The 21,009-nt window shown below is 70.7% G+C and carries 17 protein-coding genes; 9 read left to right on the top strand and 8 right to left on the bottom strand.

Translation table 11 applies throughout. The features are described from left to right. Positions 1-72: 72 nt before the first annotated feature. The 3 genes from SPOPO_RS0102475 to SPOPO_RS0102465 all read left to right on the top strand — a co-directional run bounded on the left by SPOPO_RS0102475 (position 73) and on the right by SPOPO_RS0102465 (position 2,271). Positions 73-504, top strand: a complete 432-nt coding sequence (locus tag SPOPO_RS0102475; RefSeq protein WP_019873198.1) for a hypothetical protein — start codon at positions 73-75, stop codon at positions 502-504. Beyond that, on the top strand, positions 501-2,000 hold the full coding sequence (locus SPOPO_RS0102470) for a hypothetical protein (protein WP_019873197.1): 1,500 nt from the start codon (positions 501-503) through the stop codon (positions 1,998-2,000). Before SPOPO_RS0102475 ends, SPOPO_RS0102470 begins: the two co-directional genes overlap by 4 nt. Before the next feature lie 85 nt (positions 2,001-2,085). Next, positions 2,086-2,271 (top strand): antitoxin VbhA family protein, encoded by a 186-nt coding sequence (locus SPOPO_RS0102465; protein WP_028984460.1) that lies wholly within the window; start codon positions 2,086-2,088, stop codon positions 2,269-2,271. 145 nt (positions 2,272-2,416) lie between these two features. Here the strand turns inward: SPOPO_RS0102465 and SPOPO_RS27290 are convergent, their stop codons facing one another. The 8 genes from SPOPO_RS27290 to SPOPO_RS32240 form a co-directional block, all read right to left on the bottom strand. Beyond that, positions 2,417-2,779, bottom strand: coding sequence for a hypothetical protein (locus SPOPO_RS27290; RefSeq protein ID WP_019873195.1), 363 nt, complete (start codon positions 2,777-2,779; stop codon positions 2,417-2,419). Beyond that, positions 2,776-5,850: a MobF family relaxase gene (gene mobF / locus SPOPO_RS27285; protein ID WP_084671626.1), complete on the bottom strand. Its 3,075-nt coding sequence runs from the start codon at positions 5,848-5,850 to the stop codon at positions 2,776-2,778. Before mobF ends, SPOPO_RS27290 begins: the two co-directional genes overlap by 4 nt. 822 nt (positions 5,851-6,672) lie before the next feature. Next, positions 6,673-7,638, bottom strand: coding sequence for a lytic transglycosylase domain-containing protein (locus tag SPOPO_RS32245; protein ID WP_019873193.1), 966 nt, complete (start codon positions 7,636-7,638; stop codon positions 6,673-6,675). A gap of 388 nt (positions 7,639-8,026) precedes the next feature. Further along, positions 8,027-9,193, bottom strand: a complete 1,167-nt coding sequence (locus SPOPO_RS0102445; RefSeq protein ID WP_245541688.1) for a L,D-transpeptidase — start codon at positions 9,191-9,193, stop codon at positions 8,027-8,029. Positions 9,194-9,669: 476 nt separating this feature from the next. Next, positions 9,670-10,182 carry an FMN-binding protein gene (locus SPOPO_RS27275; protein ID WP_019873191.1) on the bottom strand — a complete coding sequence of 171 codons (513 nt, stop codon included), beginning with the start codon at positions 10,180-10,182 and terminating at the stop codon, positions 9,670-9,672. Further along, positions 10,179-11,582: a ferredoxin reductase family protein gene (locus SPOPO_RS0102435; protein WP_156869504.1), complete on the bottom strand. Its 1,404-nt coding sequence runs from the start codon at positions 11,580-11,582 to the stop codon at positions 10,179-10,181. Before SPOPO_RS0102435 ends, SPOPO_RS27275 begins: the two co-directional genes overlap by 4 nt. A gap of 166 nt (positions 11,583-11,748) precedes the next feature. Further along, the gene (locus SPOPO_RS27270) at positions 11,749-12,519 is read right to left on the bottom strand and encodes an FAD:protein FMN transferase (protein ID WP_019873189.1); all 771 of its coding nucleotides are present in this window, start codon (positions 12,517-12,519) and stop codon (positions 11,749-11,751) included. A gap of 166 nt (positions 12,520-12,685) precedes the next feature. Next, positions 12,686-13,447 carry a hypothetical protein gene (locus SPOPO_RS32240; RefSeq protein WP_019873188.1) on the bottom strand — a complete coding sequence of 254 codons (762 nt, stop codon included), beginning with the start codon at positions 13,445-13,447 and terminating at the stop codon, positions 12,686-12,688. A gap of 1,262 nt (positions 13,448-14,709) precedes the next feature. On the opposite strand from SPOPO_RS32240, the gene SPOPO_RS0102420 reads away from it, so the two are divergent. The 6 genes from SPOPO_RS0102420 (at position 14,710) to SPOPO_RS0102395 (ending at position 20,850) form a co-directional block, all read left to right on the top strand. After that, positions 14,710-15,897: a sulfite exporter TauE/SafE family protein gene (locus SPOPO_RS0102420; RefSeq protein WP_019873187.1), complete on the top strand. Its 1,188-nt coding sequence runs from the start codon at positions 14,710-14,712 to the stop codon at positions 15,895-15,897. Then, positions 15,894-16,106 carry a heavy-metal-associated domain-containing protein gene (locus SPOPO_RS0102415; protein ID WP_019873186.1) on the top strand — a complete coding sequence of 71 codons (213 nt, stop codon included), beginning with the start codon at positions 15,894-15,896 and terminating at the stop codon, positions 16,104-16,106. The genes SPOPO_RS0102420 and SPOPO_RS0102415 overlap by 4 nt, the downstream gene beginning before the upstream one ends. Positions 16,107-16,224: 118 nt before the next feature. After that, positions 16,225-17,292: a hypothetical protein gene (locus SPOPO_RS27260; protein ID WP_019873185.1), complete on the top strand. Its 1,068-nt coding sequence runs from the start codon at positions 16,225-16,227 to the stop codon at positions 17,290-17,292. A 12-nt stretch (positions 17,293-17,304) separates the two neighbouring features. Continuing rightward, positions 17,305-19,620 (top strand): heavy metal translocating P-type ATPase, encoded by a 2,316-nt coding sequence (locus SPOPO_RS0102405; protein WP_019873184.1) that lies wholly within the window; start codon positions 17,305-17,307, stop codon positions 19,618-19,620. Next, complete coding sequence (locus SPOPO_RS27255; RefSeq protein ID WP_019873183.1) at positions 19,617-20,192, top strand: DUF305 domain-containing protein; 576 nt, start codon at positions 19,617-19,619, stop codon at positions 20,190-20,192. Before SPOPO_RS0102405 ends, SPOPO_RS27255 begins: the two co-directional genes overlap by 4 nt. A gap of 22 nt (positions 20,193-20,214) precedes the next feature. Beyond that, positions 20,215-20,850, top strand: coding sequence for a DUF305 domain-containing protein (locus SPOPO_RS0102395; RefSeq protein WP_019873182.1), 636 nt, complete (start codon positions 20,215-20,217; stop codon positions 20,848-20,850). The last annotated feature ends 159 nt before the right edge of the window (positions 20,851-21,009 follow it).

The following is a 21,009-nucleotide window of genomic DNA, read 5'->3' as shown; positions in this document are numbered from 1 at the left end:
AGCCCGACCTTGCCCACCAACGGCCGATCCCACCCACGCTCGACAGGTCCCGTCCACGTCACGGAGGTTCCGATGAATCACCCGCTCACCTTCACCACCCCGCCCGAGCCCGTGCAGCAGGCCCGGCTGGCCATGGCGCGCGCCGAACAACGCCTCGCGTTGGACGTCGGGCCGCTGGAGCCGTGCTGGGACCTGACCGGGATCGGCCTGGCCTTCCTCACCCTGGAGACCGTCCACCCCGCCTACCACCCGCTGCTTGAGGTGGAGGCCTCGCCCGACCCACGCGCCGACCTCCTCGCCGCGATCGACTGGCTGGCCGTCGCCATCGCCGACGCGAGCAGTGCCGCCGACATCGCCCGCTACATCATCACCATCCGCGACCTGCGTGACCTCGACCTGCTCGCCGATGCCGGCGGTGGCGACCCCTGCGACAGCGCCGGCCACACCGACAGCACTGCCTGGGACGCGGAGGCCACCGGTGGCGCTTCGGCGCACGGGTCATGAGCACGTGGCAGGGCGCCACCCGGCGCATCGCGATCGCCCTCGCCGACCTCGCTGCCCCGGCCCGGGACCCCAGCGCCACCGTCCGCGGCCAGGACATCGACCTGGACGTCGCCCTGACCGCCCGCGCAGCGGTCCTCGCCGGGGTCAGCGTCGTCGTGCACGACCTCGCGCCCGCTGGCCGTATCACGGCCGAACGCGCGGCTACCGATCCCACCGACGCCGAGCGCCTGGCCACCGAGCGCCCGGCCGCAGCTCGCACCGCCGGTCGTGAAACCTCCAGCCGTGGTGGCACCGGTCGTGGTGCCTTCGCCCGGGACCGGGACGACCTTCTCGCCCTGACCGATCGCGACCCGGTGCGGGCCCTCGGGCTGCTGCTCAGCGCCCGCGGCCGACCCGAACTGGGACGCCGCCCCAGCGAACTACTCGACGCCGCCACCCCGGGCAGCCGCCCCACTCTCCGATGGGCGGCCGCCGGACGCCATGCATTGCTTGCCGACCGGATCTGGACCGCGGCCCCGCGCCACCTCAATGGCGCGCACGCCTGGGAGGTCATCGGCGAGGCTGCTGCGCTCGCCGAACTCATCGCCATCCTCGACCCCGACCTGATCCGCCTCGCCGCCCTCGTTGGGCGTCCCGAGGTCGCCTCCTACCTCGACCGCACCGCAGGTCTTCGCCTTCTCGCCCGCGAGGTCCGCACGCTGGCCGTCGAGCCGACCGACAACGCCCTGCCAGCCACCGGCACGCACGCGGCCATCCGTGCCCGCGAACCGCTCTCCGCCATCGCCCCCACTGACGGCGTCAGTGCCATTAGGGCCACCCGCCGGCTGACCATGCTCATCCGCTGCGCCGACACACTCACCCCGGACCAGGTCCGAGTCCTCGCCACCGTCGGCCGCGACCTGGCCGTCCTCGCCGCCGCGAACGGCGCTACCGGCCCGGGCGGGATGGACCTGCGCCGCGAACTCGGAGAAGTCGCCATCGGTCTGAACCATGTCGTGACGGGCCGTCACGGCGAGGCCGCGACCGTCGAGGAACGCCAACCGGGGTTGGAACACCAGATCCGCAGGCTCGCCCGCTACACCCGCGATGCCTTCGCCGGTCGTGCGCCGCGCCCCCAGCCCGCGGATGCCACCCGCCTCGCCGCCTGCCTCCCCGACCTGGTCGCCACGCTCGCCGACCAAGCGAACGCCCAGGTAACCCAGCGGCGCTGGGCACTACCCGACCGCAACGACCGCCCCCGCCTGCACTTCGCCGTCGCCACCACCGCCGACCCGCACCGAACACCGCGGATGACGATCGCCCTGAACAACGCCGCGGAAGCCGCCGACGTGCTGCGTACGCACACTGCCGAGCACCGAGCGCCGGTCTCCAGTCTGGCCCCGGCAACCGTGACCCTGGAGATGCAGCTGCACTCCGCCATGCGCCGACCCACCGCTCGCCACCGACCGGAACACCCGGCCGCGCCCCTGCATGAGCGCCTGCCACCCTCGGCCTGACCTCGTCCTGCTGATGCCGGCAACCCAGCCATTGCTGGTGTGGAGTATCGGTCGTATGTCGGCGGGAAAGACCACAATCAGGGGTATGAGCCCGACCGATCTACAGCCCGCCGATCGTTCGCGTGTGGTGGCAGATGCTCGCCGATCCTCAGAGCTCGAGGGTGCGCGGAGCACGGAGGCGACCCGGGCCGATCAGGACGCCTATGTCCGCGGAGAGATCGACATCGACCAGCTCGGCGAGCGGGTGCGTTCGCGCTACGGACTCGCTTGAGCGACCCACGTCCTTGAGCGACCCGCCCCTTGGGGATCGCGGGCCCGTCTCGACGCGGATCCCGACGTGGATCCAGTACGACCTGACTCACCCGGTCCATCGTGGGCCGGATCCGCTGCGAGGGTCGCCGTCCGCCGGACGGGCTTCACCGGTCCGGTCGGTGCTCCGCCCGGCATCCCGTCCGTGACGCCCAATCCGTGAGCCGCTGGCGGGCGGCGGCGAACTGGGTGTGCCACTCCAACGGGGCCTCTGGTCGGCCGGTGATGTTGAAGGCCGCGACCCAGGCGGTCCGCAGGGCGGAGAGTTCCTCGACGAGCGCGCCGTGACGGTCCCAACAGGGCGGGACGACGCGCTGGTCGAGGGCGTAGCGGTCGATCGCCCAGATGACCCAGTCGGACAGCTCATCGAGGGCATCCTCGACCTCCAGGTCGGTCAGGGTCGCCCAGCAGACAGGGAAGACAGGGAACAACTCGGGGGGAAGGTTGTCGGTGTACTCGGGGCTGGTCATCGGCTCATCCCTTCAGCAGTGGGTGGTGGAGCGATGTGCTCGGCGCCGCGGTGGCGCCGTGGTTGTGGTGGTTGCCGTAGCTGGGTCGCGCGCAGCGCGATCAGACGCCTGACCTCGCCGGCAGCCCGGCCGCACTCCGGGTCGCCGTGCTCGGCCGCGGCGGCCAGGGTGTCGCGGACCGGCAGCAGCCGGCGCAAGGAGGCGGCCTCGTCCTGGCGACGGCGCAGGGTCGCGGTCGCGGACAGCTCGGCGCCGTCGGCGGCCAGGATGCGTTCGAGGATCTGACGGGAGGTCGGCACCGGGGCGGACTCCGGCGGGTGGGGGCAGGCCGGGTCGAGGCTGTCCAGGGCGACGTAGGCCTGGTTGGCGGTGCGGCCGCGGGTCAGGGCGACGTAGAGCTGTTGGCGGGTCATGCCCGCGTGCACCAGGACGTGCCCGTGCTCGACCGTCATGCCCTGGGCGCGGTGCACGGTGGCGGCGTAGCCGAGCTCGACATGCTCGCGCACGTACTCGCGCGGCAGCCGGACCGGCGCCGGTGGCGTGGCCGGTGGCGTCGCCGCCCGGTCGGGGGAGCCGGCCGGCCCGGCCGGTGTGTGCGGTTGGACCTCGATCGATCCGTCGGGGTGGGCGTCGGTGATGCGCCAGAGCGTGCCGTTGCGGACGTAGTCACCGTCGCCGGTGGGCAGGCGCCGGTCGTTGCGGCGGGTGACCACGACGTCCCCGATCCCGGCGGCGGTGTCATCGGCCAGGGAGATCGCGGCGGGCTGGACGAGGCCGGCGTTCACGCGGTCGTCATGCGCGCGCTGGTTCAGCGCGGCGACGGTGGCGCGGTCCGCGGCGAGCAAGACGGCGCTGCGTCCGGCGCCGACGTCGGCGGCCCACGCGGTGTAGGCGGCTTCGATCATCAGCTCGCCGGGACCACCGTGCAGGCGGCCGTGCTCGGCGTAGGCGTCGAGGGCGGCGGGGTTGCCCGCGCGCAGGGCCCGGGTGGCGTTCGCTTCCCAACGGTGCCGGAACCGCCACAGCCCCGTGAGGTGCACGGCGCCGGGCTGGTGGGCCAACAGTCCGAAGGCGCCACCGGCGCCGACGGCGTCGAGTTGGTGGTGATCCCCGACGAACACGACCTTCGCCCCGACCGCCCCGGCCTGGGCGGCGATCACATCCAGTTGACCGGTGGCGACCATGGAGGCCTCATCGACAATGACGAGCTGACGGGGGCGCAACCGCCACCGGGGCGCGGGCTCGTCGCGAGTTGACTCGTGTAGCCACTTGGCGGTGTTCTCGCACCCGACCCCGAGGGCGGCCCCTAGTTCGGCGGCGGCGACGGCGGAGGCGGCCAGGGCGACCACCGATCCCGCGCCGAAGCTCTGTTCCCACGCCACCCGCAGCGCCCGCAACGTGCGGGTCTTCCCGGTGCCGGCCGGCCCGACGAGCACGTCGACGCGTCGCCCCGAGCCGGCGATCGCCTCGAGCGCGGCCTGCTGATCGGCGCCGAGGCGCCGCCCGGGCGCTCCCGGCGGGACCCGAGACCCGGCGCCGGCAAGCTGATCAACCGTCAGAACCGGCGCGTCGGTGGTGGCAGCGGCGGTGAGCAGCCGCGCCTCGGCGGCCAGGACCGCGGTGGTGGTGTAGGCGTGCTCGTCGGGCCGGGTGAAGGTGCTGGTGCCGTCGGCCCGCCGGAACCGGGCCGGGCTGGTGAACAGCTCCGGCGGATCCAGCGGCACGCACCGGGCCAGCGCCGCCTCGACGACCCGGTCCACCAGGGCCAGGCGTTCCTGCGGGCTGGTGGTGCGCAGGAGCCGGGTGGCCCGGGCCGCCTCCGCGAGCAGGTTCGGCCGGGTCCAGGTCGAGCGGCGTTCCCCGACACCGTCCAAGGTGACCTGCGCGGCGCGCTCGATCAGCTCCGCGGGCAACTGCGCCGCAGTGGTCGGCGCCGTCGCGCCCTGCAGCGCCCGCGTGGTGAGCTGCTCCGGCGCTTCGCCGGTGGCCGCGGTGGCGTCCGCCCGCCAGCGGGTGAACAGGTCCGGCAGTGGGACCAGGGTCTTGTCCGGGCGGGAGGTCAGCGTCGCCTGTTGGCGCAGACGCAGGATCTCCCGCCGGTTCGGTTCGCGTCCGTGCTCGGCCGTGAAGGCCGCGAGCAGCACGCGCAGGTGTGTCTCGATCTGCGCGCTGCGCCCGGAGAAGGCAGCCAACACCGCGTCGTCCAGGCCCTCGATTTCGAAGCCCGGGGTCCGCCGCTTGCCGCGGTCCCGCAGCCCCCAGGTCACCGGCAGCCGGGCGGCGAGGGTGTCGGCGACCAGGGTGTCGTAGATCTCCGAGCAGGCCACCGCGGCGTGATAGATCGCCTGGCCGTCGACCGAGCGCCAGACCCCGTCCGGGCCCTGCACCTTGTTCGCGATCACCACGTGGGTGTGCAAGTTGGGATCGCCGGTACGGGTGTCCCAGTGATCGAACGCGGCAGCGACCATGCCCCGGGTCGCGACCTGCGCGCACGAATGCGCTCCGATGCGGGTGTGCAGGAACCGGTCCTCGACCAGGCCCAGCACGGCATCGACGGCCTCCCGATGCGCGTCGGCGACCGCCCGCTGGATCGTGGGATCCCCGAGTGCCCACAGCACGCTGGCCGACTTCGGCATCGTGAATGTCAGATCGAACCCGGCCACCGCCGTCCGCACCGGCCGCGCCCGCTCGCGGCGCTCGATCACCTCCACCGCCGCCTCCCGCTCTGGGGTGGTCAGCGAATCCGGCAACTTGGCGACCGCGTCGGCGATCCGCTCATCGGCGCTGCGGTAGGTCGGATAGGCCCGGCCCAACGGCTTCCCACTCACCGGGTCGTGGCCGCGGCCGTAGAGGGCGGCCATCGCCTCCTCGTCCACCACCGCCCCGCCGGCCAGACCACGCCCGCCGTTGAGCCCGGCCAGCCCGCGTCCCCGCCACCGCCCGGGCGGGTAGCCCGACGCGGCGTAGTACGACGTCAACGATGTCCCCGCGTCCCGGGCGCAGTCCCCGCACGCGGTGTATTTGAGCAGATAGCGATAGCCCGACCCCGCCGATAACCGCGCGAGCGACATCACCGCGACCACCCCGCCGACGCGGGCATGCCCGTCGGCCTGGTGCGTGCGATGGATGTCCCCACGCCTTGTCTGTGTGCGCGCGGACGGCCCAGACCGGCCGGGTCTCAAGTTGAGCAAGACGAGTGGCTCGCTGGCGATCTTGCGATCGCTTGGCCGTAGGGATTGAATGCGCGTGTGCCGTCCGGTGGACGTCGTCATTACTTTGATGCTGCGGGTACAGCTCGCAGATGAGTGTGAGCGCGGCGACCGTTGGGTGAGCCGGATTGCTGCCATAGAGCGCGTGGACCTGTATCCACTGGCTGAGGTCGCTACCGGACGGCACGCTCCGCCCTGTCCGCGCGCAGCGCGAACACGGCGGAGCCCGCCCTGGGTCACGCTGGAATCGCGCCTGATGCGGCGTCAGCGCACCCTTCGGGCGCGCTCTGGCTGCTGCGCGGTGGTCGGTGTCATTCAGGACCAGTACTGCTTCTGGCGCTTTTCGACCGCTCGCGTCGGGGCCGGAGAAATGGGCGGTCGGCTGCGGGTGGCGTGAGGGTGCTGGCGGGGCGTTCGTCGAGTCGCGCCCGGCACGGTGAGCCGGGACCTGAGAAAGAAGGTGTGGCACCGCCTCGAGGATGGAGTACCTGCGGCTGCCTGGACCGCTGCGTGTCACTTGAGCGAGGCGAGGGCCGGAGCGGTTCCTCCGTGCCGCCCCTGCCGGAAGAGGACGCGCCAGGTCCGTGTCCGGCTCCGCTGGGCCGCGCTGTCGTCGGCCCGCGCCGCCCAGTCGTCGACTACCCGACGCCCGCGGGCGGCGAGTGACTGCCGTGGAGTAGCGCGCTACACGCCGTCTGGGAAGTAGGGCGGGGTCCAGCCGAGGTAGCGCGCGTTCCACCTCGCGTCGATAGTCGACGCCGGCACGATGCTGATCCGACCGGGGGTGATGACGTCGTTGGTTGCGACGTAGCCGTTGCCGAGTGAGATCGCGACGTGGCCGGCCCGCAGGCCGGTGTCCCAGAACATCAGCGCGCCGGCCGGGGCCTCGCGCTGGCGGTGGTGGCGCATCGAGTTCGGCGTGAACAGCCAGTGGTCGATGGCGTAGCGCGTCCCCGAGTGGTCCCAGCCGTAGGCCTGTGCCATGAAGTTCAGGCACAGGCTGAGCCAGCCGTAGTCGCCGACCATGGACCGTGCCCAGCTGACGGCACTGGTGGGTGTGCGCGGGTTCGGCAGCGGGGTGTACATCGAGCGGGAGTTGTTCACCACGCCGAGGCCCTTGGCGTAAAGCGGTGCCAGGTTCTTGACCTCGGCGATGTACTCACGCGTGGCCGGCAGCTGCCCGAGCCCGCCGACCTCCTGGAGTCGGTTCCAGCCCAGCCGGTAAGCGGCGAGAGCGAGCGAGAGCCGGTCGCCGCGCAGTGGTGACTGGACCGCCTGCCGGTAGTACTGGCAGAGCATGCGCGCTTGGGCGTCGATGGCGTCCGCGGAGTCCAGCGGGCTGTTCGTGCCGTCGCCATCTGCGTCCTCGCCCCACGCCGCCCACATCCGCGGCGAGAGCTGGGCCAGGCCCTGGGTGCCGTTGGGCCCCTCCTTGGCCGCGTCCCAGCCGCTCTCCACGTCGATCAGCGCGGCCTGCAGACCGGCCGGTAAATGCGGGCAGGTGTAGGCGGCGTCGGCGAGGGCCGCCGTGAACCGGGACGGCGCCCCCGCTACGCCGGTTTTCTCGGCGGCGACCGCCACGCCGAAGAGGCCGGCGAGCAGAGGCAGTACCGCACCGCCGATGACAACGGCAACGCGCCGGTAGCGCATGTCAGCTCCCAAGGTCGTCGTTCTGCGGGCGTACAGAGCGCTGGCATTTCGGGGCGGGCAACAGAGGGCGAAATAGTACGAACTGCTCTCATGATCGTTCGGGGTTTCTGAAGTAGTCGCAGGTCACGGACGCGCGCCCGTAGCCGCAGTGTGGCGGGTGATTGTGGTCGCCCCGCGAGTCGGAATGCGACCAACAGCGGCACAGGCGAGTGCGTCGGCGACCTTGGTGATCTCCGAGGTCGCATGGGTGGAGCCGCGTCCAACGCGCCGTAGCGGAGCCGTGTACGGGTCGGCGCTGGTGTCCGTCAGCAGGCTCCGGTCGAGCGGCCAGCGGACGAACCTGCGTCCCGCTGCCGTCGCGGCCATGACCGCTGCGGAGAGGCCGAACTTATTCGTCGCTGAGGTCGAAGTTCCCGGTCAGCCACTGATCCCAGTCCACGTTCCAGTCCTGATAGCGGTTCCACAGGTCGGTGAACTTCTTCGGGGAGCCGATGGTGATGACGGGGTCCCCGATGATCGTGTTGTTATACATCCAGCGCATGTCGGCCAGGCTCATGCCGACGCAGCCGTGGCTGGTGTTGGCGGAGCCGATCCGGTTGTTCCAGGTCGCGTCGTGGAGGAACTCGCCGGAGTTCGTCATCCGCATCGCGTAGGACGAGCGCAGCCGGTAGTTCTCCGGGGCGTCGATCGCCTCGTTGGTCCAGATCTTGCCGGTGACCTTCTCCATGATGACCTTGGTGCCGTTACGGGTCTCCCAGCCCGGCTTGCCGGTGGAGACGTCGACGCGCCTGATCACGTCGTCGTCGCGTACAACCGTCAACTCGCGCCGCTTCACGTCGACCTTGATGACCTGCTCGCGCCCGATGGTGAAGCTGCTCTCGCGTCGGGAGGTTCCCCACTCGCCGTCGCCCATGTCGAGACCGACCAGGTTCTCCCTGACGGTGACCTTGGTGCCGGACGGCCAGAATTCTTTGGGCCGCCAGTGCACCTCGCGCGCGTCGATCCAGTACCAGCCGCCTTCGACCTCTTCCGATGTCTCGATCGTCAGCGACTCGAGGACCGCCTCGCGGTTGAGGATGTTGTGGTTGAACTGGACGACCACCGGATGCGCGACGCCGACGGTGCTGCCGTCGAGCGGCAGGATGAAGTTGGACCCGGTCTGGTCCTTCTCCATCACCTTGAGGGTGTTGAAGCGGCTGGTCTGGCTCACCGCCGCGCCCTTCTCACTGGTGCCGCGGGCGATGACCGTGTAGCTCTCGTTGGGGGAGAGTCGGCGGTCGGCCACCCAGGCCGTGCGGTCCTCGCTGAACTCGCCGGTGATGACGGTGCCGGTGGAGTCGAAGACCTGGACCTCGTCGAGGCGGCCGTAGGTGCCATTGACCGTGATGGTGCTGTCGGGCTTGACGTCGGTGGCGTCGTAGGCCGGGTAGACCGTGAGGCCCATGGCCGAGCGCGCCGCAACCGGCGAGAGCTTGTCCCCGTCGCCCCCGCACGCGGTGAGGGCCATGACGCACGCGCCGACGAACGCCGCGACCCGCATCGTGTTTCGCCTCATCGTGCCCTGACCCGTCCTGAATCCTCGTAGCGTCTGGTCGCGCGGACTCCGCGCCGCGTGCAAGAGACGCCGACCTCCGACCCGCGGTTGACGGGTCGGCAGAACCCGACGAACTTTCGATTTGTCCGGTTCTGGACCCAGTATCCGTACGAACCTTCATGATCACTATGGCTCGCGTGCCCGTGAATACAGAAGACACCCAAGTGACAGATGGGACTAAGCTAAACTCACGCGAAGCGTCGGTGGGAGTCGGCCTTCTGTCGTCATGCTGGAGCGGTCCTTGTCTGCCAGCAGGCTCGGTCTGCTGTTTGTCGCTATGCCGCTCGGCGCCTCGTGTCGTGCGCACGGGCCGTACTCGGCCGCAGCCCCCTCGACGCCCCTCGATCACGGTTCGAGATGAGCGCAGGCCCGGGTTCCACGTCCGCTGAGCGACACGACGCCGTGCGCGCCGCGGCGCTCGCAGGCATCTGGCCAGCTCAGCCCGAGCCCCCTCCGTGGTCCATCCCGGCGGGCATCTCGGCGGGCATCTCGGCCTGGGAGGGTGCCGCGTGCGCGGCATCGAGCGCGGCCTGCAGTGAGATGCGGTAGGCCTCGGAGGTGTGGGTAGCGCCGGAGATCGTGTCGAACTGCGCGTTCTGTTCGATCAGCGTCTGGCCGATCAGGGTGTCCACGGCGTCGTCGTTTATCGCCTTGTCGACGAGGGTCGCGCGCGGGTAGAGCAGCGCCGTCGCGTTCTCGATCAGCTCTTCGCGAAACTTGATCTGCACTTGCACCGGGCCGTAGTCGGTGTTCACGACCGGTCCGTCCACGATCAGCAGCCCGTCCGCGCCGGGCTTGACGGTCGCCGTCCTTGAGCCTTCGCCGGAGGCCGAGGCCTGCGTCGCGCTCCCACTGGTGCTCGACGGGTACATCAGCAGGGCGACGAGAACAGCGCCGGTGCCAGCGGCGAAGAGGGCGTTGCGGCGTGCGGCCCAGCGCGGCGCGCTCACCAGGCGAACCGTTCGCTGTGGACCCGCGGGCCGGGCACGCCGGCGGCCACGCTGGCGGCCCGGACCGCCTCTGACCAGGTCTCCGGGCCGCAGATGAAGACGTCGCAGTCGGTGATGCTCGGGACGAAGTGGCGGACCGCGTCCGCGTCGCTGCCCTCGAACGCCCCGGCCGGCAGCCAGGACCCGTCCCGGGTGCGGTGGCCCACGAGGTAGTGGATCCTGACGCCACGATGGGCGGCGAGGGCCTCCAGCTCGGCCCGGAATACGAGGTCCTCCTCGCGCCGCGCGCGGTAGACGAGCACAGCATCGCCGGGGCGGTAGTTCTCGTCTTCCAGCAGGGCCCGCAGCGGGGTGATGCCGATGCCGCAGGCGAACATGGCAAGGGTCGTTGCGGTGCGCCGTTCGCCGGTCAGGCGACCGTAGGGTCCTTCGATCTGGACCCAGGTGCCGGGGCGCAGCGCTGCCAGGCGGGCCAGCGATTCACCCCGGCCCTTGGCGGTGATGCGGATCTGGTTCAGTCGCGGCGGCGCCGACAGCGAGTACGGGTGCCCGCGCGACCACCCCGCGCCGTCCAGGAAGCGCCAGATGAAGAACTGCCCGGCGCGCGCCGGCAGGCGGTGCAGGTCCCGGCCGGCCAAGCGCACGGTGACGACCTCGGGGCTCTCCTGCTCGACCGAGAGCACGGTGATCTGGTGGCGCAGCGTCCGCCAGGCCGGCAGCCCGACCCGAAAGGTCAGCACCGCGGCGAGCGTCAAGGCGTAGAGCGAGAGCCAGTACAGTCGCGCCCCGGGCGAGGAGGTGAAGTCGGCACCGGCCCAGATCTGGTGCGGCAGCGCGAGTCCGACGCCGAGGTAGGCGTAGAGGTGGAGCAGATGCCAGCTTGCGTACCGCAGCCGGCGCCGGGCGATCCGCATCGAGGTCGCGGCGACCAAGCACGTCGCCGCCACCCCGGCGACGGCGAGCAGCATCCCGGGGTAGTTCGCGATCAGATCCCAGGTCTGACTCGCCCAGTTCCCGCCGACGAGGAGCGAGTAGCCCGAGGTGACCGACCCGATGTGTATCCAGATCAGGGCGAAGGAAGTGAAGCCGACGACCCGGTGCCGGCGCACGAGGCGGTCCCGCCCGAAGCTGGCCTCGAGGACGGGAACCCGGGCCATCAACAGCACCTGGATCAGCAGCAGGTCCGCGGCCAGCAGGCCGCTCAACCGACCCAAACCGGTTAGCGCGTTCGCGGTCGAGGTCCAGATCGCCGCCGAGCCCGGGCCCGTGGCCCACAGGATCACCACGACGGCGAGGCTGATCCCGCCGACGCCGTCGGCGAGCAGGCGCAGGGAGGCGTCGGCGGGGCGCACCCGCGAACGCGCGGGAGCTACGCGCTCCGCGAGGACCTCCACCGTCACATGACGAGAATGGCGGGCAGGCACCAGGGGAGTCCGGCAAATCACTCGATCGGGCGCCTCTTCGTGGGCCGCTCGTTTCCGATATCGGACTTAGGGGTCGATTCGCCTTAGTGGTGAAACTGGCACGACCGACTCATGTCTGCGCCCTCGGGCTAGACACCTGCAGTCAGCAGTCCGGGCGCGGCCACCCGCCGGTCGGAACCAGGGCGCCGTCGTGTCCGATCGCCAGCCCGATGCAGCCGGGTCCGAGGGCGACGATCTCGGTCCAGGACGGGCCCGCGACGAACGCCGCGGTGGCGAGCACGTCGGCCAGCTCCAGCGAAGTTCCGGCGACCGTGACCGACGCCCAATGGGTCAGCGCGGGTCCACGTGTCCGCGGATCGTAGAGATGCGCGCCCCGGACGGCGGTGCCACTGGTGGCCACCCCGCCGGAGCTCCAGGCCAGCACGGTGGCGGCCCGGGTGGCGTCGCGCGGATCCGCGATCCCGACGTTGAACGAGCGGTCACCGCCGCAGCGCACGACGACGTCGCCGCCCGCGTTCAGGCACCAGTCCAGCTCGCCGGTCTGTGGCAGGTGCCGAGCGGCGCGCTGCACCGCCCAGCCCTTGACGTAGCCGGACGGATCCCAGCTGTCGTCCGGCCGCCGGGCATCGAAGAGCCCATCGGTGAGGGTGCGCGCCCGCTCGCACAGCTGGGCGACCTCGCGGACATCGTCTGGGCAGTCCTCAAGTGCGACCTCACCGCGCCCGAGGCGGCTCACCACGCTCTCGGCCCGGTAGGTGGAGAAGGTCGCGTCGATCTCGCGGAGTTCGGCGAACACCGCCTCGGCCGCCGCAGCGGCCGCAGCCGACGAGGCCGGCCCGCCGCGGGCCAACAGGCTGATCGGCATGCCCATGATCTGCTCGACCCAGCTGCGCCGGGGCCCATCCGCTGTCATGGCCCGCTCCTGTCGCAGGCAGCGCGTGATTGACGAGGGGTCTCGCCTGGTTGGTCGCGTCAGCCTGACCCACCCACTACGAGAACCAACAGAGGGAACGATGAACGCCGGCGACGATGAGCCGGCGCCGCGTGCGGCGGCGCTCATCCCGCCCGTCTCGACGAGGTCAGTGCGCGTGACCGTCGTCGGGGTGCGGCGTTGCCTCGACGACCTTCTTCGTCGGCGCAGGCGCGGGGGCGGTCGCGCACTTGGCCAATTCGCGCTTGAGCATCTTCTTGGCTGCCTTCTCCGCCTTGAGGATGGCGGCCGGCTTGCCGTTAGCGGCAGCAGCGGCCTTGGCGAACACGGCATCGGTCCTCACCTCAGCAGTCCGACGACATTGGACGACCGCCGCCGCGGGCGTGAGCGGTGCCGTCGCAGCTGCGGCCTGGAGGTCGCTGGTGTGGCCGGCGTGGCCGTGCTCCTCGCCGATCGAATGCGCATGCCCCGAGACGCCGGTGAGTGCGACGAGCGAAAGCGCGGAGACCGCCAGCCCGCCAGCGCCAGCGGAGAGCGCCGGACGCATTGAGAGGAGAGAGCGCGGCCTCCAGCCGCGGGCGAGACCCAGAGCGCCGACGGCGACGAGAACGCCGAGCACACTGGCGATGATGTCCGCCCGCGCGGCGGGCTCCGCCACCCCCTGGTGCGGCCCGAACGGCATTCCGCTGATCCGGCTCACTGCCCAGGTTGCGAGGGCGGCAAGGTTTGCCGCGGCACCAAGGAGAAGTACCAGCGGGGCGGGTTTGCGGAGAAGCACGTAGCCGCCCCAACCGAGCTGGAACAGAGCCAGGGCGACGAAGAACGCAACGCTGGCCCACCAGTTGGTGTGTTCAGGGGCCACGGCGGCGTGAATGATCCCCGCACCTAGCGAGGCGAGGGCCGCGACCACGAGAAGGGGATCGTGACGGACCGCCTTCAGCCTGCCGGCGATGGCGGCGCGACCGGGGGGATGGCCATCGGTTGCGGTGGACGATGAAGCGTGACGGGACACAAGAACCTCCGGAAGTGCGAAGCGGCTGCAGGAAAGAACCCGTTGCCCCATGCCGGTGCATGGGCGTCGGGTCTCCTACGTGCGCTGCACCCCCGGACTTCGTCGTGGATCAGCAGCGGCGTCTCCGCCGTCGCCTCCTATCCACGCGGGGCGGAGGTCGGTCCGGTCGCTGGCGGTCGTTGTGTCCTGTCGCCACGTGCTGACAACACAGGTGGCCGCCGGCAGCGCGGCCGATGCTGGGCTGACCCCCACCACCGAGTGACAGGTGTCTTCGCCATGCGACCCCGTGACCAACTCGGCAGCAGTGTCCGAGGCGTTTGCCCCGCCGAGTTCGAGGCTTGAGTGCCCGTGAGCGGGTGACTCTGCGACCGTGGAGACTGGGAGCGCGGGTCCGAACAGGTGAATCATGAGCGCCGCTGCGATGACGGCAAGAAGAGAAAGGAAGCTACGCGGGCGCAGCCCGAGCGCGGCGGCATCAACGCCGGCGCGGTCGGTCCCCATGGCGCGCCAGCGTAGCTAGTGTTCGCCCAGACCTCTACGACATGGGCCAATCGGGAGCCATCCGGGCGTGCCGCCACGCCGAATTGATCTCGACCCCCGATCGGCGTCGCGTAACATGAAGGTAACCATGGACCGCCCCGCTCGTTCTCGCCTCGCACCGCGACTTGTGCTCGTTGTCGCGGTGCTTGCTTGCGTGTTCGGCTGGGGTCATTCCTTCGCCTCGGCCGCAGGCGCGACAGACCACGTCACGCAGCCCGCCGCGGCGGCTGAGCAGGCGGTCTCGATGTCCGAGCCTGGCCACGCTCAGGCGGGTCACTCCGAGGTCGGCCACACGCAATCGGGCCACGCGGAGTCGGGCGCTGCCGAGCACAACTCGGCTCACGACCACTCTGTGTCCTGCATGGCCAGTTCAGCCACCGCCGCCTTCGGTGCAGTGGCCGCCCCTGTTGCGGATGCTCTGGTGAGCGCCGGAATCCCACCGCAAAATCGAACATTCGAGTTGGCCCCGCGAGCCGAGGCCCCGATCGCTCCGAGCACTTCTACTTTCTGCGTCCTGCGGACCTAGGAGAACTCCGCCCACCTGCGCCTGCGCAGGTGGTTCTCCGGTGTTCCCGCCGCGCGTTTTCGCGTGGTCTCCGCGACCCAGAAGGGTTTCTCCGATGTCTGCGTTATCCCTGTTCTTCACCGGTCTGACCACCGGCGCCATCGCCGGCGGAGCCTCGTGCGCCGCCGTGCAAGGCGGGCTGCTCGCCGGGGCCGTGGGCCGTCGTCGCGCCGCGACGGCTGATGCCGAGCTCGTCCCCGCCGCAGGGTTGAGTGAATCAGTGGCCCGGGATCTGCCCAAACCCCTCCCCGAGGCGACCGGGCACCGCCGCGCCGCCGTTGCGCGGCGCGCCGGGCTGCTCGGTGAAGACGGGGCGCTCGTCCCGCTCGGTGCATTTCTGTCCGCCAAGCTGGTCTCGCACACGCTCCTGGGCGCTCTGTTCGGTGCGCTCGGTGCCGCTGCCCAGCCCAGCCCGCGACAGCGCGCCACGTTGTTGCTCCTGGCCGCGGCGCTGATGGTGGTGTTCGCCCTGGACATGCTCGGGGTGAAGGCCGTGCGTGGGCTCACTCCGCGCGCGCCTGAGGCCTGGACCCGGCGCGTCCGGCGCAGCTCCCGCTCGGACTCGGCGTTCACCCCCGCGCTGCTGGGCTTCCTGACGGTGCTGCTGCCGTGCGGTGTAACGCTGAGCGTGTGGCTGCTCGCCATCACCTCCGGGTCGGTGATCGCGGGTGCTGCGGTGATGGCCGGGTTCGTGATCGGCACTGCGCCGCTCTTCGCCCTCATCGGGTATTTGCTTCGCCAGTCCTCGCGGCTGTGGCAGGGCCGGCTCTCCATCGCTACTGCCGTGGTCGTCCTCGGTGTCGCGGCGTGGACCGTCAGCTCGGCGCTCACCCTGGGCGACTGGGGCCCGGACCGCGGGTCCGGCACCATCTCAGCGGCCGAGTCCGCGCGTGCGGTGCGGACGCTGCCCGACGGCACCCAGGTCATCACCCTCGCCGTCAGTAGTGGTGGCTACGCGCCCTCCGCCATCGCGGCCCGCCCGGGTGTGCCGACGCGCCTGGAGTTGGTCACCGACGACACCGGCGGTTGCACCCGCGCGTTCGTGGTGGCGAGCAAGGGCATCCAGCAGGTCCTGCCGGAGACTGGCGTCACCAGCGTTGACCTCGGCGTCCCCAAGGAAGGGACCCTGAAGTACACGTGCGGGATGGGCATGTACACCGGCCGGATCGCCTTCCAGGCCGTGTCGATCGCGCCGGCTGCGCAGACCGGGGCCATGGCCGGCCCGACGGCAGGGCGGTCGTGAGCACGATCGTGCTGGCGATCAGCGGCATGCACTGCGCCAGCTGCGGGATGTTGATTGACGAGGCGGTCGAGGACCTCCCCGGCGTCCGCGAATCGCGGACGGACATGAAGGCCGCGCGGACGACCGTCGACCTCGACGGCACCGGCGCCGGACCGGCGGAGGTGGTCGCGGCCATCGAGGCCGAGGGCTACAAGGTGCAGCTGCTCTGACTCGCTTGTCGGCTTGACGGAATACCCCTGGGGGTAACATGTTGTCGATATCGGGTACCCCCTACGGGTACGGCGTATGTCCGCTCCACCGAGATGGCACGCACGAGGAGTTCGCACCATGAACGTCGGCGTAAAACTCACGGCCTTCGCAGCCGTTACGGCCACTGTCTTCGGGCTGGCATTCGGTGTCGGATCCGTCCTCGACCCCATCGCCCCGGAAGACGAGATCGGCCTCGCTATGGCTGATGAGTCCGACGGGGACGAGCACGACGGTATGAACATGGGCGGGAGCGAGACCCAGCAGCCCACATCAACCCCCGCACCCGCTAGTGAGGGGGGAAGCGGCGGCGCAGCGGTGATCGGTGGTGAGCTTCCCGGCCTCGCGGTCTCCTCCCGCGGCTACACGCTGCGGGTGGTGGATGTGACGCCGGGTCAGGGCGAGGACGTCGAGGTTGCCTTCACCGTCACCAGCCCGGATGGGGGTGCGGTGCTGAACTTCGACACCACGCACGAGAAGCAGATGCACCTGATCGTGGTCCGCCGGGACATGGCGAACTTCCAGCATCTGCACCCGGAGCGGGACACGGATGGCACCTGGCGCGTGCCGGTCGACCTCAGCGAGGCCGGGGTGTACCGCTTCTTCGCCGACTTCTCGCCCTCAGCGTTGGCCGAGACGATCACGCTGGGCGCCGATGTGTTCGTGCCGGGGGAGTACACCCCGGCCGATCTGCCCGAGCCGGGCACGCAGTGGTCGGCGGACGGGTACGAGGTCACCTTGGCTGGGACCCCGGTGGCCGGCGGGGAGGCCGAGCTCACGTTCAAGGTCACTCGCAACGGGTCGGAGTTGACGGATCTGGAGGCTTATCTCGGGGCGTTCGGGCACCTGGTGTCGCTGCGTTCGGGGGACCTGGCGTTCTTGCACACGCACCCGGCCGAAGCGGCGAGTGCTGATCAGCGCGGTGGCCCGGAGGTCCGGTTCGGGACGGCCTTCCCGACCGCGGGCCGGTACCGGCTGTACCTGAATTTTCAACACGGCGGCGAGGTGCGGACGGCGGAGTTCACGGTCGAGGTACCGGAGGGCTCAGGCCCAGCGACAGGCACTCCGGCGGTTGTCACTTCGAACGAGGGCGACCCAGCCTCCACCGAACCTTCGCCGTCCTCGTCCGATGTTCACAGCGGTCACTGAGAGGAGCCGGACATGACCAGCATCGACAGCAGCATCGACACCCCTGCCGGCACCGAAGACCTGCGCACGATCGACCTCACCGTGGGTGGGATGACCTGCGCGTCCTGTGCGCGCCGGGTGGAGAAGGCGCTGAACAAGGTGCCCGGCGTCACCGCCTCGGTGAACTACGCCACCGAGAAGGCCCGGGTCAGTTACGCCCCCTCGGTCGCACCTGATGATCTGGTGGCCGCGGTGACCGCCACCGGCTACACGGCCAAACTCCCCCCGGCTCCGAAGTCGGCCGAGACCATTGGCCCAAACGAGTCCGGAGCTACCACGGACGAGGTGGAGCACGACCCCGCCGCGGCACTGCGGACTCGGTTGATCGTCAGCGCGCTGCTGGCGTTGCCGGTGCTGATTCTCGCGATGGTGCCGCCCGCGCAGTTCGACTTCTGGCAGTGGGCGAGCCTGACCCTGGCCGCCCCGGTGGTCGTGTGGGGTGCGCTGCCGTTCCACCGCGCCGCCTGGATGAATCTGCGCCACGGCGTGGCCACGATGGACACCTTGATCAGCGTCGGGGTGTCGGCGGCGTTCGGTTGGTCGTTGTACGCGCTGTTCTTCGGTGGTGCCGGGGAGCAGGGCATGACGATGGGGTTCCACCTCATTCCTGAGCGGGGTGGCGGTTCGGATGAGATCTATCTCGAGGTCGCCTCGGCGGTCACGGTGTTCATCCTGGCCGGGCGGTACTTCGAGGCGAAGGCAAAACGGCGCTCCGGAGCCGCCCTCCGCGCGTTGATGAATCTCGGCGCCAAGGACGTCGCCGTCCTTGCGGACGGTGTCGAACAGCGGATCCCGATCAGTGCACTGGCTGTGGGCCAGGAGTTCGTGGTGCGGCCGGGGGAGAAGATCGCCACCGACGGCGTGGTGAGCTCCGGGACCTCGGCGGTGGACGCCTCGATGCTCACCGGGGAGTCGGTGCCGGTCGAGGTCGGTCCCGGTGACGCCGTCACCGGAGCCACCGTGAACGCCGGCGGCCGCCTGGTCGTGCGTGCCACCCGCGTCGGCGCCGACACCCAGCTCGCTCAGATGGCCCGCCTGGTCGAGGAGGCGCAGACGGGCAAGGCGGCCGTGCAGCGCCTCGCCGACCGGGTCTCGGCCGTGTTCGTTCCGGTCGTCCTGGTGCTGACCGCCGCCACCCTCGGCCTGTGGCTGGGCAACGACGCCAGCCCGGAACTGGCGTTCACCGCAGCGGTCGCCGTGCTGATCATCGCCTGCCCCTGCGCCCTGGGGCTGGCGACGCCGACGGCGCTGCTGGTCGGCACCGGCCGGGGTGCGCAGCTCGGCATCCTCATCAAGGGCCCCGAGGTTCTGGAGAGCACCCGGCGGGTTGACACCATCGTGCTGGACAAGACCGGGACCGTGACGACAGGTCAGATGAGCCTGATCGCCGTCCACCCGGCGCCCGGCCAGGACACCGGGCGGGTGCTGCGGCTCGCGGCGGCGTTGGAGAACGCCTCCGAGCACCCCATCGGGCGCGCGATCGTGGCCGGCGCCCTGGCCCAGGGTCATCCCCTGGCCGACGTGGACGACTTCGCGAGCACCGACGGGCGCGGCGTTGCCGGGATCGTCGAGGGGCACTCGGTCGTCGCGGGGCGGCGGACCTGGCTCGCTGAGGAATGGTCGCAGTACCCCTCGCCCGAACTCGTGGCGGCGGCGGAAACCGCGGAAGCGGCGGGCCAGTCCCCGGTCTGGATCGGCTGGGACGGCGCCGTGCGAGGTGTGCTGGTCGTCGCGGACACCGTCAAGCCCACCTCGGCGGAGGCGATCCGGGAGCTCAAGGCGCTCGGCCTGCGGCCGGTCCTGCTCACCGGGGACAACGCCCGCGCCGCCCAGGCCGTGGCCGCCTCGGTCGGGATCGAGGAGGTCATCGCTGAGGTCCTGCCGGCCGAGAAGGTCGAGGTGATCAAGCGCCTGCAGGCCGAGGGTCGCACCGTGGCCATGGTCGGGGACGGCGTCAACGACGCCGCGGCGCTGGCCCAAGCCGACCTTGGCCTGGCGATGGGCACCGGCACCGACGCGGCGATCGCCGCCAGCGATCTGACGCTCGTGCGGGGTGACCTGCGGTCCGCCGCCGACGCGATCCGGCTGTCCCGGAAAACGCTGGCCACCATCAAGGGCAACCTGTTCTGGGCGTTCGCCTACAACGTCGCTGCCCTGCCGTTGGCTGCGGCCGCTTTGATGAACCCGATGATCGCGGGGGCCGCGATGGCCTTCAGTTCGATCTTCGTGGTCTCCAACAGCCTGCGGCTTCGACGGTTCGCTCCGCTGCGCCGGACGGAGCCCGTGTGACGCGGGTTCCTCTGCGCGGCCGGGTGGCCGCCGCGGTCCTGTTGGCCGGGGCGGTCAGCGCCGCGTGCGGCGGGTCGGGTCAGGCGGACCCTGCGGCGGCTCCGGGTGGCGCAGCTGTCCCTGCGTTCGTCCAGGCTGATGTCGATTTCGTCGTCCATCTGAGCCAGCATCACAGCCAGGCACTGCACCTTGCGGAGCTGGCCCCCTCCCGTGGCCGCTCGCCCGAGGTCAAGTCCCTCGCCGCCGACATCGCCGCCGTGTACGCACCCCAGGTCGACACGCTCGCCGAGTGGATCCGAGCCTGGGCGCAGGCCGGCGCGGAACTGCCTGCGCACGGTATCGGCCAGGACGAGACCGGTCCGGGGATGGTGCCCGAGGGCGCCGTGACCCGCCTCGAAGCGCTGAAGGGCCAGGCCTTCGACCGCCAGTTCCGGGTCCTGATGGCCCGTCACCACCGAGGTGGACTTGACCTGGTGGACGAGCAACTCCAGGGCGGCATCAACCCGGACGCCCGCGCCCTTGCCGAACGCCTGCGCACCGCACAAGACGAGCAACTCGCCCAGTTGAAGTGATCGCCCCTACGAAAGGCCCTCGATGACCAACCGCTTCGTTCGGTCTGCAGCGCTCGCGCTCGCCACCGTGGCTTCGGCCGCCTTGCTCGCTGGTTGCGGAGGAGGAGATGACGCTACCTCGCAGCCGGCGGCCGCCGCCGCCTTCAACACTGCGGACGTGACCTTCGCCCAAGGCATGCTGCCCCACCACGTCCAGGCCGTCGAGATGGCGCGGCTCGCTAAGTCACGAGCCGCGAGCGCCGAGGTCAAGAAGCTCGCGGCGACGATCCTGTCCGGGCAGGAGCCGGAAATCGAGCAGCTGCGCCAACTGCTCGCCCAATGGGGTCGGTCCTTGGACAAGAGCATGGAAACCATGACCGGCATGGAGTCGATGCGAGGGATGCCCGGTATGGAGACCATGGAGGGGATGTCTAACTTGGAAGCCACTATGGACGGCATGGCGACCAGCGGCGAGATGGCCGAGTTGCGGGCGGCGAAAGGGGCGAAGTTCGACCGGCTGTTCCTCACGATGATGATCGAGCACCACCGCGGCGCTCTGCAGATGGCCAAGGCGGAACGGGCCGACGGCAAAGCCCCCGAAGCCCTCACCCTCGCGGAGCAGATTGAGATCGCGCAGCAAGGTGAGATCCAGAAGATGCAGAAACTGAAGAATGGCTAGCTTCGTGGACGCCGCACCGCCGCGAGGCGGCCGCGTCGTCCTCGTCGCTGTGTTGGTGGCCATGCTCTTCCTGGTCGGCGCTGCGCTCGTCTTGTCCCTCACGTGGGACGGTCCGCCAGATCCCCATGGGTCGAGGGCACACCCAGTGCCGATTCAGCT

The sequence above is a fragment of the Sporichthya polymorpha DSM 43042 genome (assembly GCF_000384115.1).
Classification (GTDB): Bacteria; Actinomycetota; Actinomycetes; order Sporichthyales; family Sporichthyaceae; genus Sporichthya; species Sporichthya polymorpha.
This window is presented reverse-complemented; position numbering and strand designations above follow the sequence as displayed.

Bases quoted from the DNA above. Each gene is read 5' to 3' on its own strand.
- SPOPO_RS27270 (WP_019873189.1), bottom strand. From the start codon at position 12,519: ATGACAGCGGATGGGCCCCGGCGCAGCTGGGTCGAGCAGATCATGGGC.
- SPOPO_RS0102420 (WP_019873187.1), top strand. From the start codon at position 14,710: ATGTCTGCGTTATCCCTGTTCTTCACCGGTCTGACCACCGGCGCCATC.
- SPOPO_RS27290 (WP_019873195.1), bottom strand. From the start codon at position 2,779: ATGACCAGCCCCGAGTACACCGACAACCTTCCCCCCGAGTTGTTCCCT.
- SPOPO_RS0102465 (WP_028984460.1), top strand. From the start codon at position 2,086: ATGAGCCCGACCGATCTACAGCCCGCCGATCGTTCGCGTGTGGTGGCA.
- SPOPO_RS32245 (WP_019873193.1), bottom strand. From the start codon at position 7,638: ATGCGCTACCGGCGCGTTGCCGTTGTCATCGGCGGTGCGGTACTGCCT.
- SPOPO_RS0102475 (WP_019873198.1), top strand. From the start codon at position 73: ATGAATCACCCGCTCACCTTCACCACCCCGCCCGAGCCCGTGCAGCAG.
- SPOPO_RS0102470 (WP_019873197.1), top strand. From the start codon at position 501: ATGAGCACGTGGCAGGGCGCCACCCGGCGCATCGCGATCGCCCTCGCC.
- SPOPO_RS0102445 (WP_245541688.1), bottom strand. From the start codon at position 9,193: ATGAGGCGAAACACGATGCGGGTCGCGGCGTTCGTCGGCGCGTGCGTC.
- SPOPO_RS0102395 (WP_019873182.1), top strand. From the start codon at position 20,215: ATGACCAACCGCTTCGTTCGGTCTGCAGCGCTCGCGCTCGCCACCGTG.
- SPOPO_RS27260 (WP_019873185.1), top strand. From the start codon at position 16,225: ATGAACGTCGGCGTAAAACTCACGGCCTTCGCAGCCGTTACGGCCACT.
- SPOPO_RS0102405 (WP_019873184.1), top strand. From the start codon at position 17,305: ATGACCAGCATCGACAGCAGCATCGACACCCCTGCCGGCACCGAAGAC.
- mobF (WP_084671626.1), bottom strand. From the start codon at position 5,850: ATGTCGCTCGCGCGGTTATCGGCGGGGTCGGGCTATCGCTATCTGCTC.